This is a genomic window from Microcystis aeruginosa NIES-843 (assembly GCF_000010625.1).
GTDB classification, from domain to species: domain Bacteria; phylum Cyanobacteriota; class Cyanobacteriia; order Cyanobacteriales; family Microcystaceae; genus Microcystis; species Microcystis aeruginosa.
Window position 1 is genome coordinate 2,730,851 of record NC_010296.1, and the last position, 13,788, is coordinate 2,744,638.

Annotated in this window: 11 protein-coding genes and 1 pseudogene; 5 read left to right on the top strand and 7 right to left on the bottom strand. The window is 42.8% G+C overall.

Going from position 1 to position 13,788, the window contains the following annotated elements; all coding sequences use genetic code 11:
• Positions 1-49 precede the first annotated feature (49 nt).
• Positions 50-520 carry a pyroglutamyl-peptidase gene (locus MAE_RS13070; RefSeq protein WP_002798506.1) on the top strand — a complete coding sequence of 157 codons (471 nt, stop codon included), beginning with the start codon at positions 50-52 and terminating at the stop codon, positions 518-520.
• A gap of 591 nt (positions 521-1,111) precedes the next feature.
• Here MAE_RS13070 and MAE_RS13075 read toward each other — a convergent pair.
• From MAE_RS13075 to MAE_RS13110, 7 genes and pseudogenes are all read right to left on the bottom strand, one after another.
• On the bottom strand, positions 1,112-3,511 hold the full coding sequence (locus MAE_RS13075) for a BsuBI/PstI family type II restriction endonuclease (RefSeq protein WP_223210691.1): 2,400 nt from the start codon (positions 3,509-3,511) through the stop codon (positions 1,112-1,114).
• 98 nt (positions 3,512-3,609) lie between these two features.
• Positions 3,610-4,848 (bottom strand): annotated as a pseudogene (locus MAE_RS36100) (RNA-guided endonuclease InsQ/TnpB family protein).
• On the bottom strand, positions 4,820-5,413 hold the full coding sequence (locus MAE_RS13090) for an IS607 family transposase (RefSeq protein WP_012265992.1): 594 nt from the start codon (positions 5,411-5,413) through the stop codon (positions 4,820-4,822). The pseudogene MAE_RS36100 and the gene MAE_RS13090 overlap by 29 nt, the downstream one beginning before the upstream one ends.
• 345 nt (positions 5,414-5,758) lie before the next feature.
• Positions 5,759-7,045 carry a glutamyl-tRNA reductase gene (locus MAE_RS13095; protein ID WP_012265993.1) on the bottom strand — a complete coding sequence of 429 codons (1,287 nt, stop codon included), beginning with the start codon at positions 7,043-7,045 and terminating at the stop codon, positions 5,759-5,761.
• 184 nt (positions 7,046-7,229) lie between these two features.
• Entirely contained in the window at positions 7,230-8,267 is a 1,038-nt protein-coding gene (gene glpX, locus MAE_RS13100; protein ID WP_012265994.1) for a class II fructose-bisphosphatase, read from the bottom strand.
• Between the two features lie 130 nt (positions 8,268-8,397).
• A complete protein-coding gene (locus MAE_RS13105) occupies positions 8,398-8,895 on the bottom strand; it encodes a VOC family protein (RefSeq protein WP_012265995.1) in 498 nt (165 codons plus the stop codon).
• Between the two features lie 161 nt (positions 8,896-9,056).
• Positions 9,057-9,572 (bottom strand): TIGR02652 family protein, encoded by a 516-nt coding sequence (locus tag MAE_RS13110; RefSeq protein WP_012265996.1) that lies wholly within the window; start codon positions 9,570-9,572, stop codon positions 9,057-9,059.
• 108 nt (positions 9,573-9,680) lie between these two features.
• On the opposite strand from MAE_RS13110, the gene MAE_RS13115 reads away from it, so the two are divergent.
• The 4 genes from MAE_RS13115 to purB all read left to right on the top strand — a co-directional run bounded on the left by MAE_RS13115 (position 9,681) and on the right by purB (position 13,758).
• Positions 9,681-10,232 carry a gamma carbonic anhydrase family protein gene (locus MAE_RS13115; protein ID WP_012265997.1) on the top strand — a complete coding sequence of 184 codons (552 nt, stop codon included), beginning with the start codon at positions 9,681-9,683 and terminating at the stop codon, positions 10,230-10,232.
• A gap of 65 nt (positions 10,233-10,297) precedes the next feature.
• On the top strand, positions 10,298-10,417 hold the full coding sequence (locus tag MAE_RS13120; RefSeq protein ID WP_012265998.1) for a photosystem II protein Y: 120 nt from the start codon (positions 10,298-10,300) through the stop codon (positions 10,415-10,417).
• 386 nt (positions 10,418-10,803) lie between these two features.
• On the top strand, positions 10,804-12,138 hold the full coding sequence (locus tag MAE_RS13125; RefSeq protein ID WP_012265999.1) for an FAD-binding oxidoreductase: 1,335 nt from the start codon (positions 10,804-10,806) through the stop codon (positions 12,136-12,138).
• 324 nt (positions 12,139-12,462) lie between these two features.
• Positions 12,463-13,758 carry an adenylosuccinate lyase gene (gene purB, locus MAE_RS13130; protein ID WP_012266001.1) on the top strand — a complete coding sequence of 432 codons (1,296 nt, stop codon included), beginning with the start codon at positions 12,463-12,465 and terminating at the stop codon, positions 13,756-13,758.
• Positions 13,759-13,788: the final 30 nt, after the last annotated feature.

Genomic DNA, 13,788 nt, shown 5'->3' on the forward strand with positions numbered 1-13,788 from the left:
CCTCGCTCGCTTTTTTGTTGATCATCCCAATTAACTATCAGGAGATAACTTGACAATTCTCTTAACTTCTTTTGCGCCTTGGTTATGCCATCACCGGAGTAATTCCTCCGATGATTTGTTAGTATCCATTCAAGATAATTATCCAAAAAAGCTTTTATTTTTGCGTCAACTTCCCGTTAATACCCATCGAGCCAGTGAACGAGTTATCAAAGCTATTCAAGACAAAAAGCCTGATTTCGTTATTTGTTGTGGCATGGCAGAAAGTCGTTATCGTTTAAGTTTAGAATCTCAGGCTAGGAGTAGCACAAAAAAGTTATTTACACCAATTCCTCTTAAGGATTTTGTCAAAGAGCTTGCCTATAGCTATATCAGCGATAATGCCGGTCAGTTTGTCTGCGAAGAATTATATTTTCAAGTCTTAAAACATCATCCGAGAGCTTTATTCGTTCATGTGCCGCTTTTAACTGACAAAAATTTTGCCATTATTCAAAGAGATTTTCAAAAAATTATCAGTAAGTAGGGTTTGCTGAAAAAGTTTTTCCTAGGGGCAGGGTGTGGGGTGTAGGGTGTAGGGTTTTACCCATTTTCAGGTGGTCAACTACCTAATTTTCAGGGAAAAAGTACCTGATACTAAATCCGTTGAGTATAGGCTAGTTATGAGAAGAGGCACTCATGCAAGAGGCACTCATGCAAAGGGGAGAATAAATAATGGGACTTAGACAAAAAACAAATCGAGAAAAGCCTCAACTCCAATCCCCGCTTGGGATTTACTTCGAGAAGCCCAAAATCGCTGAAACCCAGATATATCAAGGAAAATCATAAATCGAGGTTAACCCTTTGTCCCGTAATGGTTTGAGCCTTTTTTGCTGACCGAAAACGCCTAAGTCCCAATAATCAGTTTTTAATAACCGGATTTATTGTTAGGCAGTGGCTTCGACATCGCACTAACTGTCACTAGCTAACTTATGATTGATTGTTATCAGCTTTGCAAAACAAGATTTAGGATCAAAAATAACCTAGAAGCACTGTCCCAATAGAAAACCTAAGCCACCTAACGGTGAAGTTAGGTGTACTTTCACAACTGATATCTTTAAGAACGCTTTTCTGGGTTCTAATATGGACCTAGGAATCTCTCTCCATTGAAGTGAATCATGTGATCGGGCTGATCAGCTACCCAAACTTCTGTTTCCCAGGAAATTTCAGCAAGATAACGAGTCATTTCCCTACGACTGGGAAAAGCAGTAACAAAGACAAGACCCTTACAGCTTAATTGAAAAAGTTGCTTTAGTTCATTGTGGCGTTTCAAATTCACTGGACCATGACTCGTCACCGCTTCTATAAGGACAAGCCAATCTTGGTATCTATGATAGATAACAAGATCAGGCATTTTCCCGTGAGGATCTAATTCAATCCCCATTTCTCGGAATTTTTGTGTTTCGTTGATTATAAATTTATCACCAGCATCGCCAATATATAGAACTACGCCCCCTGGCGTAAATCTTGGACAAAAGCTTTCTAAGATGTCTTTAATTAAAATATTTTGCCCACCTGATGAAAGCTGAATCGCCCGACCATCGGGTAAGGTTATAGGAATCATGGGCAGATTTCGATTCCTGGCTTGCAACCAATTAGTCACTGAAAGCGCATAATTTCTACGAGCTTCTTCCCACTGCTCAGAGCCATAAACTTGAAGCAGTGATAACGCTTGCCGATCAAGTTGGTAGCACCACCTAGGGCTATTAATTGGTCGGTCTGGTTTGTCTGGATTCTGAACCACCAGTCCCATCTGCACAAATTGATGCATTGTCTGTTTTCGAACAGTTTCGCGTGTGTTTGGTGCATATTGTTTTCCGTAATGATCACGGAACCAATCCATCATTTCTGTAATTCCGCGTTTTGGTGCAGTAGCTTGGCTCCAGGGTTTATCAGGTTGAATATCTGCTAACGCAAGTAAGCATAGTGCAGACCTTTCATTCTGTTGCGCTCTAGGAGCAGAGATAGCCTTGAGAATTGTCAGTGCTTCTTCGATTCGTTTGTTTGCTTGAACTGCGGCACTTGCTTCATCCATAATTGATAGAACTTCATGTACAACTTGATCGATTTCTTCTTGGTTTAAGTCATTGTCCCCAACTTGAACTCCTATTTGGATTAAGTCATTTTTACATGGATACTTAACCCTACGAAGGTCGGTAGCATTGACTTGTGTATTTCCACTAAATTGACGAAAGTAGCTATCAAATAAAGTTGAATTAAGAAATGCGGCTAACCCTTTAGCTACATCAGGAGGCATTCCTCTGCCTTTAGCATGATAATAATTAAGATGATTTTCGACACCTAGAGATTTTGAACCAATAGGAGAACACACAGCAGCAACAACACGACGCTTTTCTTCTTTGGATGAAAAACGTTTTGTCAAAACATACCAGCCAGGCTCAATTAACCATTTTTCTGTTTCGTTATTTTTTTCTACCGCAATGGGCTTGCGGGGATTATCAGGAGGAAACACTACTTTCCTTACTTTTACAGATTCTGGATAAAGTAGGGGAACAGTTCTATCACTCAAATGGTTTCTTAAAGACGATTTCAGGCGAAAATCAACAACTGGACCTGTGGAAACTTCTAAGCCTATCTCATCCAATGTACAGGGCATTTTATTCATTTGAACTCTCAAGGAATTCTTGAGAGAATTTGTAACAATATGAATAAACTGTTCAGAATCATTCGGCTCAATCACTTCGTCATAGGGGGTATATCTAGATTCTGAAATCTCGTCTAATGCCATCTCAGAATTACTGGTTATTTTTACAGTGCTAGGTTTTTGTTTAGATCTTAGGGCGTGAAAAATAATATTTTCCTGTAATACCTCATCTTCTGAGAAGGTTGCTGATCTACTCTCAAATATATGGATTTTATCTAGTTTCATATATTCTAGGAAGGCTTTTCGGAAAGGGCGAAAATACTTGCCATTGCAAAAACTTCTCGGCGTAATCGCAACCACTTCGCCATCGTCTATAAGTTGTACGATGGCAAGCCAAACAAATGCGCTGTAGAGATTTACAGTATCAATCCCAATACTTGCAAGAACTTTCTTTTCTGCTGATTGGCTGTGAATCTTCTTATAAGGTGGATTCAGAATCGCATGAGTAAAGCCTGGAACTACCTTCTTAAAGAGTGGCAAGTTCATTTCACTACTAGCTTTGATGAAATTCTCCCCCCGCAAGCAATAATCTGCTTGAATTCCTTTTCCGTTCAAAGCGGCACAGCATTCTGTGAGGGTTTGATTTAGCGAGGGGAAGAAGACTGGTTCGACTTCATATGCTGTAATGCTGCAACTACTAACCTGATCGGGGTTTGCCAGTAACCGCTCTACTACAGCAGCAGTTAAAGTTCCAATTCCAGCCCCAGCATCTAGAAGGTGAATATGACCAGACAGGTTGTTGAATTGTCCTGCCATGAAACGCGCAACAGTTGCGGGGGTCAAGAACTGACCCAACTGACTACGCTGTTTCAAGTTCAATCTTGAAGAGTAGTAGACTCTGGCTATATCAGCAGAATCAGTAAGGAACGTTGCCATCTGGTCATCTAGTAGCAGTTATGAATCAATAGTTACTAATTCTGTACGCAAATATTGCATCTAGAATTAGCTTTGTACGCTTTGACCCGTACTGGGTTAACTACGAACCTCTCTATCGGATTCCCGCTAAAGGCGGCCTCTCCGACTACCTTTCTTCCAATATTTAAGGAACCATTAATATCTGCTCCATAGAAATAACCCGACGAGCTTCTGAATAGTCCTCTTTTAATTCTCTTGCCTAAATAGCTTTTTTGCTTTTGAATAGACTCTAAGTCCAAGAAACTACATTTAGAGGTATAGCTTTCATTAGTTGTTTTGACCTCTATTCCTACTAAATTTGCTTTATAGGTAAGTTGTTCGATCAACCTTGAATGAGGAATATTTACGAATGACTGGTTATTTCTATCTCCAATATTAATGTTTTGTTTCCAGCCTTGATTATGACCAATAACTAAAAGGTTAATTTGATGAGCTAGTAATTTATCAATAATATATTTACTAGCGGTGTGGAGGTAATAATCCACCTGGCAATTACGCTTTAAAGTTAAACCTTGTATTCTTTTACTGGTCTTCTGTAGACTGGGTAATTCCGATTTGAGTTTAGCTAGTGTCTTGTTGTACTTTTGATTGCAGGATTTTAAGGCTTTTCCACATACTAAAGTTGGCTGAAATTCGGGAATATTAGAGGTAACAGCAGCTAGGTTATTTAAGCCTAAATCGATAAAAGCATATCTTTCTCCCTCTTGACTTGATGAGGATGGTTGTTCATAGACAATCTCTAAACAATAAGCACCCAATTTAGGAATAATCCTGACCTCTAAGACTTTCTTTAAATTAGTTTTAAATTCTCAATTAGTCCCTGATAGCTTGATTAAACCTTGCTTCAACGCTTTTTGAGAAATGGCTTGATAGTTATAAGTTAAAACGTTTCTACCTTTTTCCTTGTCTTTGTATCTTGGCAACTTAGGCTCTCCTGTAAATTTATCTGGCGATTTTTTGGATTGTTCTTTCGCTTTTTGGTAGGATTTAAAGGTTTTTTCTACTTGCTTTAATACTAACTGACTTACTTTGGCGGGTAAGGCTTGATAATCTGGACTCATTTTTAAGGCATGATGTAACTCAGTCATTGTTAAAAATGGTTGATGTGAAAAGAAAACTTGACGGTTTAAATAAACAGCACAATTATACAGATTCTTCGATAAAAATCCTAATTTATCAATTACTGAATAATTTTTGTGATTAAATTTAATTAGATGTTTTTGAACTAATTTCATCATTCTCCTCAAGGCATTTAATTAAACATTCTGTCTTTCTATTTCGTCGTCTTAATGAGTATAATCGAGCGCAAAATGAGGTAATTATGCTCACGAAGTCTTGCCTTAAATCGTCTTTTCTTTCTTCTGCTAGATTAACGACCTCTAGCTCTCTATTTGTTTGAGTTAAAAGAACTTTCAGATAATTAAACCCTACTCTGCTTAAACGATCTTTATGTTCTACGACAATCAAATTATAATCAGTTTGTTCTAGAAGTTTTAATAATAGCTTTCGATGATCATTGACTCCACTTCCTACTTCTTTAACTACTCGAACAATTTGATAGCCTTTCGCAATACAATAAGCTTCCAATCTTTTTGCCTGAGTCTCTAAGTTAGATTTATTTTCTGAACTAGAAACTCGCGCATAAATAGCTACTTTATTTTCACCGCAAGAACGGTCATCTTCAAAAATAATAATTGTTCCTGTAGGAAGACGTTCTCCTTGTAACTGCCCTCGATTCCACATTCTCCAAGCAGTGTCATAACTGATCCCTTTTTTCTTAGCATAATCTGATAGTTTCATGTGAACTGCAACGTAAACTTGTACTAACCATATTAGCAGTTGTTTGCAGTCATTTGCATATATTTTTTACAAAACTTTACAATACCACAGAACTCCTTCCCGGTACACCTAACTATCAATTATATCGCTCCCTGCGGTCCCACACCCTCCTCTATCCCACTTCCATCAGTTAAACACCCCCTCAATTTGGGCATAATTACCGCATTTCCACAGCCAAAAGTCTATTGGTCTGTCAATCTTGAAATTGTGGATAGGGGAATGCTGCCAAATTATTCGCCCCCAATCCCTCAAAATCACCTTGACAGACCAATAGAATCGCCCTTAATTTTTGTGGATTACCAGTCCCTAACTATATTCTTCTCCGACACTGAGATTAAAGAGCATTTGCAGGGACTGTAAACAGCGCTTACGCGCTTCGATATCCTGTTGGGCGCGCAGTTGTACCATGGGTTCGTGAAGGATTTTATTGACGATACCGCGGGTCATTGCTTCGATAACTTCTTGGTGTTTTTCGGCGAATTCCGTCCCCAGACGGGAGAGGGCCTTTTCTAATTCCTGTTCGCGAATATCTTCAATTTTGCTTCTTAAACAGCTAATTGTCGGGACAGTGTCCAAAGAACGCCACCAAAGCTCGAAAGCTTCCACTTCCTGCTCTAGGAGTGCCTCTGCTTCCCTGGCCATCTGACGGCGACTTTCCTGATTGGCGGCAACCACCGCTTTGAGATCATCGACGTTAAAAGCTTGCACTTGTGCCAATTCCTTCACGTCGGTATGGACGTTGCGGGGAACAGAAATATCGATTAACATCAGCGAGTTAGCAGTAATCGTCACTTCTGTCAATAAAGTTTTAGTTAAAATTGGTTCCGTGGCTCCGGTACTGGTAAAGACGATATCCGATGCCGCTACGGTAGTCATCATCTCTTCTAAGCCATATAGTTGCAGCGGTAGGTGAGGAAATTCACGGGCCAACTCCTGGGCCCGTCTTTGGGAGCGATTGATGATCGCAATTTGCTGAGAACCCTTAGCCAGAAGGTGAGTAACTAATAATCGGGACATTTTCCCTGCCCCGATAATAGCGATTTTCTTGCTGCTGAGGTCTGTCACCTTAGCATGGGCTAACTCCACCGCTGCCGAACTGATCGATACGGCTCCCGTGCCGATGCTGGTTTCCGTGCGGACGCGTTTACCGGCAGTCATCGCTTGTTTAAACAGGCGATCGAGTAACTGGCTAATAGTATTGTACTTCTGGGCTAATTTATGGGTATTTTTAACTTGAGCGAGAATTTGCCCTTCACCGAGGACAAGACTTTCTAAACCAGCCGACACCCGCAGCAGATGACGGACAGCATCCTGATGCAGCAGGGTAAACAGGTAACGACGCAGGACATTAAGGGGAATATGCCCGATTTCAGCGAGAAACTGGGTAATTTCCACCACGCCCTTTTCCGTATCCGTAACCACGGCGTAGATCTCCAAACGGTTACAGGTGCTGATAATCGCCACCTCTTGGATGTGGGGATAACCCTTGAGGTGGGTAAGGGCGGACTCGATTTTCGCTTCCGGGATACTCAATTTTTCGCGAATTTCCACAGGGGCTGTCTTGTGACTCAAGCCCACTACAGCAATATTCATTTATGTTCTCCTACAAATGTTGCTCAGGCTACAAAAATTATTGATAAAGATCAGTGCGTTATGTCTCTAATTGTTGCAATTTAGTCCCAATCGGGATGCAAATAAAAGATGTTTGAAAAAAAACTTTATATATTTTTACCAATGGGGGCGAGGTGAGCCATGCCCACCCCACCGGGTCAGAGAATTATCTCAGTTGAATGTATTTGGGTCGGTCGAACAGGTGAACGGTATCAACAAAGCGAGCGGTTTTCGATTGGGTGGAGATAACCAAGCTTTGGGTACGAGCGCCACCATGGAAGAAGCGTACCCCTTCCATCAGGGTGCCGGGGGTGATCCCACAGGCGGCAAAGAGGACGGTTTCGCCACTGGCTAATTCTTCGCAACCGTAAACGCGATCGGGATTAGTGATGCCCATTTCTTGCAGACGAGCGAGATTACCCTCGCGGCTTTCGCCGATTAAACCGGTTTTGACCACTTCGGGATCATAGATTAATTGTCCCTGGAAGTGACCGCCTAGACAACGCATAGCCGCCGCCGAGATTACCCCTTCCGGAGCGGCACCGATACCCATGAGAGCATGAATATTAGTTCCCGAAAAAGCGCAGGAAATAGCGGCCGATACGTCACCATCGCTGATCAGACGAACTCTGGCCCCGGCGTTGCGGATTTCTTGGATTAATTCCTTGTGACGGGGACGATCCATAACTACTACCACCAGTTCTTCGATCGAACGATTGAGACAATCGGAAAGGACTTTCAGGTTTTCCGTCGCCGATTTATTAATATCCACATGACCTTTAGCTGCTGGGGGAGCGGCTAATTTTTTCATATAAAAGTCAGGAGCGGCGAATAACCCACCTTTTTCGGAGATAGCTAACACGGCCATAGAACCATTTTGACCGTAGGCGACCAAGTTAGTGCCTTCGCAGGGATCGACGGCGATATCGATTTCGACTAATTCGTCGGGATTACAATATTGTTTGGCATCAACTTGGGTACAGATACCCACTTCTTCGCCAATATAGAGCATGGGAGCTTCGTCTCTTTCCCCTTCTCCAATAACGATGCGACCGCGCATATGAATTTTATTCATCCGTTCGCGCATCGCTTCTACAGCGACGTGATCGGCGGTATTTTTTTCGCCTTTACCCATCCACTTCGAGGAGGCAATGGCAGCCTGTTCGACCACTTCGATAATTTCTAACCCTAGCGTACTTTCCACTCGATGATCCTCCCTACAGCTGATCTATGATTTATCTAGTGAGTTTGTTTCCTTAACAGTCAAAAGTCTATCACCAGACGGGGATCATTCTTAAGTTTTTATGTAGATCATCTGGAGGAGACTGGTATAGCTAGGGAGTTTTTGCTGGCACTGTCGCCTCCATCTCCGTTATTGAGACCTGGATCGCTGATTTCGGCGTTAAACGACGGATAAATTCTAGGGGTAAACCGTCTGTGTCGGCAATAAAGGTGACTTCATAGACGTGATCGCCGATCATCTGTTGTTGGGGGGGCAAAAGAATGTTTAAAGGTTGATATAAATCGGCATCCTCTTGATGGGCTTGCTGAAAGTTATTTGTTAATTTTTCTAACCATTCTGGTAAATTGCTGACATTTTCTGTTAGGTCAAAAGACAAGTGATAATAACCGACATAATGCTGATCGCTAAAGGCATCGGGGGCGGGTTGCGGTTGAGGAATTTGGATTAATTCAATGCGTCCGTTTAACCCCGTTAGCCAACAGGCCAAAGTATAACCCGTGGTGAATCTTTCCTCGAGGGTAAAACCGAGAAGTTGGTAAAAAGCGATCGCTCGATGGATATTAGCGGTGCGGATAGAAGCATGGTGCATTTTCAGGAGAAAGAATTATGAAGTGGGGTGTGGGGTGTCGGGTGTCGGGTGTCGGGTGTGGGGTGTCGGGTGTGGGGTGTGGGGAGAATAAATAGAAATAATCTCCTATCTCCTATCTCCCGTCTCCTGTCTTCTGTCTCCTGACTCCCGATGGCTAATGATTAATCAAAAAGACGAAAATAGGGATAACGTTTGGGAACCCCCGGTTCTTTTTCCAGATCAAAATTAATTACATCCCAACAGGGTTCATCGGGGGCATCGGGGCTAAATTCTACTGGTAAACCGTAGAGACGGGGAATAGTGGCTTCACCCGGTCCATTACCGCGCCAAGTGGTGTTACGTTCTAGGTAGGAACTAACTAAATCGCGATAACGGTTGGCAATAATTACTTTAGTCGCTTTAAATCCTTGAGTATAGAGGCGATCGAGTGCTTCGTGAATCTCAAAACGAATACCATCCGGGTGAGTGTGTTGACGATACCACTCACCATTCCAGAGTCGCCAATGCCGTCCTGACTGCAAGTGAACCAACTCACCCGTTTTGGGATCGGCTTCAAAAGCCCCATGGCGCGGACACAAATAGGTATCCGTCAAAGTGAGGGCAGGGATTAGCTGCCGACAGTGAGGACAATGGATATCGGGGCCAAAAACAGGGTATTGTAAACTTGCATTGATCATGGAAGAACCTAAACTAAAAATTGCTATCTTTGTACCAATAAGCCTATCCATATTATACCCAACCAAATTGGACGGGTATTCTCTTTCGACTTTAGTGCAGCTCCTTTCATGTCTTTAGATAACTTAAGATCAACTTCTAATTTCTGGCCGCTTGTCGATGTCAGTCAAGCGGCTTTTATCGCCCCCAATGCCACGGTAATGGGCGATATTTCCCTAGCTGTCGGGGTGAGTGTTTGGTATGGGGCGGTATTGCGCGCCGACGTGGAACGCATCGAAATTGGGGCCTATACTAATATCCAAGATGGGGCGATCCTACACGGAGATCCGGGCAAAATTACTATCCTTGAAGATTACGTTACCATCGGGCATCGGGCGGTAATTCACGCAGCCCATATTGAACGCGGTTGTTTAATCGGCATTGGGGCAGTGATTCTCGATGGTGTGCGCGTCGGGGCGGGTAGTATTGTCGGGGCGGGTAGTATTGTGACAAAAGATATACCACCGCGATCTTTAGTGGTGGGTATTCCCGCTAAACGCGTCCGGGAAGTCTCGCCACAGGAGGCTCAAGAGTTGATCGAACACGCCGAGCGCTATGCTAAACTTGCCCTCGTTCATGCGGGAAAAGGTACTGATACCGGATTCCCAAAAGGGGCGGATTAGGGTATAAATATAAAATGAGAATCAAGTAACAATCTTTTAAGCACTGACCGAGGAGAAGGAAATCTATGGACTGGAGAGTGTTAATCGTTTTAACCCCTTTGCTTATTGCTGGTGGCTGGGCTGTCTTCAATATCGGCGCTGCCGCTCTTAGACAAGCTCAACAGTTTCTCAGCAAACAAAGTTAATAAAAGTTTATAATTTTTAGTAAAACCGACCGCCTAGGCGATCGGTTTTTAATTTTTTCTTATCCAGCGATCGCTGATTGGGGTGTAGGGTGTAGGGTGTAGGGTGTGGGGTGTAGGGTGTGGGGTGTAGGGTGTAGGGTGTAGGGTGTAGGGTGTAGGGTGTAGGGTGTAAGATGATGGGGAAATGGGGGAATTATGAATTATGAATTATGAATGATAACTGATAACTGATAAGTACCTAAGCAAAATTAATTACACATTTCGATCAAGCTTTTGCCTTTTGCCTCTTGCCTTTTGCCTATCCTAACCAAGAAATTAATTTTGCACGACTACTTAACTGAATTGTCATCTCGACTAGGAAACTAATTTTACACTAATACCTAACCATGAAATCTAACTATCAAAATCTCATTGAAGAACTTGCCCGTCTGGAAATTATCACCGATCCGGGGCAAGTGGCGAAACTTTCCTTAGATTATTATCATTTTAGTCCCATTTTAGAGGCACAACTGCAAGATAAACGGGCTGATTTAGTCATTCGTCCCCACAATAGCCAAGAGGTTATTGACATCGCTAAAACCTGCGTTAAATACCAAATTCCTTTAACAGTTAGAGGTGCGGGTACAGGTAATTATGGTCAATGTGTTCCCTTGCAGGGCGGAGTAATTTTAGACACAACCAAACTAACAAAAATTATCTCGATCGAACCGGGTACAGCGCGAGTAGAAGCGGGGGTGAAAATGGCATTTTTTGATAAACAAGCTCGCGCAATCGGTTGGGAATTAAGAATGGCTCCCTCTACCTATCGGACGGCGACAATTGGCGGTTTTATCGGGGGTGGCAGTGTGGGCATGGGTTCGATTAATTATGGACAATTAAAGGATAGGGGCAATCTGCAAGCAGTGCAATTAGTCACCCTAGAAGCGGAACCAAAAATTATCGAATTACGGGGGGATGAGGTAGAAAAAGTCAATCATGCCTACGGAACCAATGGCATTATTACCGAGTTAGAAATAGCCCTCGCTCCCTGTTATCCTTGGGCAGAATTTATCGTTACTTTTGCCGATTTTCTCACCGCCGCTAAATTCGGTCAAGCTCTTAGTGATAGTGATGGCATTGTCAAGAAAATGGTTAGTGTTCACTCTTGGCCAATTCCCGCTTATTTTACTGCTCTTAAGGATTATTTAACCACGGGGAAAGCGGCAGTTTTGTTAATAGTATCGGACAGCGATCGAGTCGCATTAGAGTCTTTAATTAAAGAATATAATGGTGAACTTACTTACTATAAAACGCCAGAAGAAACCCAAAAAGGCAACAGTATCTTAGAATTTACTTGGAATCATACCACTCTCCATGCGCGTAGTTGTAACCCCAAGATAACTTATCTACAAGCTTTTTATTTTAATCTAGCTACGGTAGAGAAACTCCATAATTATTTTGGTGAGGAAATAATGATGCACCTAGAATTTTTGAAATTTCAAGGTAAAGTTATTCCCGCCGGTCTTCCCTTGCTAGAATTTACCACAGAAACTCGATTAAATGAGATTATTGCTATCTATGAACAACAGGGGGCAGCCATTGCCAATCCTCACACTTATATCATGGAAGATGGCGGCAGCAGACAGATTAATCCGCTACAACTAGAATTTAAACAACTCGTCGATCCCTACGGATTGAACAATCCGGGTAAAATGCGAGCATGGGTTGAAGCAAGGGGGTAGGGATTCGATTCAAGCTAAATTAAACAAGATAGTTCACCGCTAAGTAGTTGGACAAAAGTAAAGTTAACTGTGGGGTAAGGAGTCGGTCGTCAGAAGTCGGTCGTCAGGAGTCGGTCGTCAGGAGTCAGGAGTCGGTCGTCAGTAAGAATTGCGGCAATTTACATTTCTTAAGATAGACAACAGAATTTATGTCCGACTACTTACCAACGAATCACTAACCGCTAAAAAGGGAGTGGGGAAAACAAAACTCCCCGCTGCCCCCTGCCTATTCCCAGACTTGCCCCGATCCGATACAATTAAACGGTTGTCTTGGAAGAATTAATAGTGATCGAGCGTTATACTCTCCCTGCAATGGGGAATTTGTGGACGGATAGATATAAATATCAAACATGGCTAGAGGTAGAGATAGCCGTCTGTGAAGCGCAGGCAGAATTAGGCTATATTCCCGGGGATGCAGTGGAAGAAATTAAGGCAAAGGCTAATTTTAATCCTGATCGCATTTTAGAAATAGAAGCAGAAGTGCGCCACGATGTCATCGCCTTTTTAACAAATGTTAACGAGTATGTGGGCGAGCCGGGGCGTTATATTCATTTGGGTTTAACCAGTTCCGATGTACTAGATACTGCCCTGTCCTTACAATTAGTCGCCAGTTTAAACCTGATTCTAGAACAATTAGAAGATTTTATTCAAGCCCTGCGCTATCGCGCCCAAGAACACCGTTATACAGTCATGGTAGGACGTTCCCACGGCATTCACGCCGAACCGATCACCTTTGGCTTTAAACTAGCGGGATGGTTAGCGGAAGTGCTGCGGGGACGCGATCGTTTAATTCGCTTGCGCCAAGACATCGCCATCGGTAAGATATCCGGTGCAGTGGGAACCTATGCCAATATTGACCCGAAAATTGAGGCGTTAACCTGTCAGAAGTTAGGATTAGAACCGGATACCGCTTCCACTCAAGTGATATCGCGCGATCGACACGCCGATTATGTGCAACAATTAGCCTTATTAGCGGCTTCGATCGAACGTTTTGCCGTGGAGATTCGCAACCTGCAAAGAACCGATGTCCTAGAAGTGGAAGAATACTTTTCCAAAGGACAAAAAGGCTCCTCCGCTATGCCCCATAAACGTAATCCCATCCGTTCAGAACGCTTAACGGGAATGGCAAGAATTATCCGTAGTCATAGCGTTTCCGCCTTAGAAAATATCGCCCTCTGGCACGAAAGAGATATTTCCCATAGTTCCGTAGAACGGGTGATGCTGCCGGATGTTTGCATTTTGACCCACTTTATGCTGAAGGAAATCACCGATTTAGTCAAAAATCTGCTGGTGTATCCCGAAAACATGAAGCGAAATATGAATGTTTACGGTGGCGTGATTTTCAGTCAAAGAGTTCTTTTAACTTTGGTGAGTAAGGGAATTAGCCGGGAATCTGCCTATAAAATCGTCCAAGAAAACGCCCATCGCGCTTGGAACACCGATAACGGCAATTTTAAAGCTTTTATCAGCCAAGATGAGCGAGTTACCGGCATTTTATCCCCCGACGAGATCGAAAGTTGCTTTGATCCCCAGCAGCACTTGAATCATCTTAATAGCATCTACCAAAGGTTAGATATTTAAGGAGCGAATTAGGGAATAGAGAAGCGGGGG

What these genes read in the sequence shown, in the direction of transcription:
- MAE_RS13105 (WP_012265995.1), bottom strand. Translation starts at nt 8,895, where the DNA reads ATGCACCATGCTTCTATCCGCACCGCTAATATCCATCGAGCGATCGCT.
- MAE_RS13125 (WP_012265999.1), top strand. Translation starts at nt 10,804, where the DNA reads ATGAAATCTAACTATCAAAATCTCATTGAAGAACTTGCCCGTCTGGAA.
- MAE_RS13110 (WP_012265996.1), bottom strand. Translation starts at nt 9,572, where the DNA reads ATGATCAATGCAAGTTTACAATACCCTGTTTTTGGCCCCGATATCCAT.
- MAE_RS13120 (WP_012265998.1), top strand. Translation starts at nt 10,298, where the DNA reads ATGGACTGGAGAGTGTTAATCGTTTTAACCCCTTTGCTTATTGCTGGT.
- MAE_RS13095 (WP_012265993.1), bottom strand. Translation starts at nt 7,045, where the DNA reads ATGAATATTGCTGTAGTGGGCTTGAGTCACAAGACAGCCCCTGTGGAA.
- MAE_RS13090 (WP_012265992.1), bottom strand. Translation starts at nt 5,413, where the DNA reads ATGAAACTATCAGATTATGCTAAGAAAAAAGGGATCAGTTATGACACT.
- MAE_RS13115 (WP_012265997.1), top strand. Translation starts at nt 9,681, where the DNA reads ATGTCTTTAGATAACTTAAGATCAACTTCTAATTTCTGGCCGCTTGTC.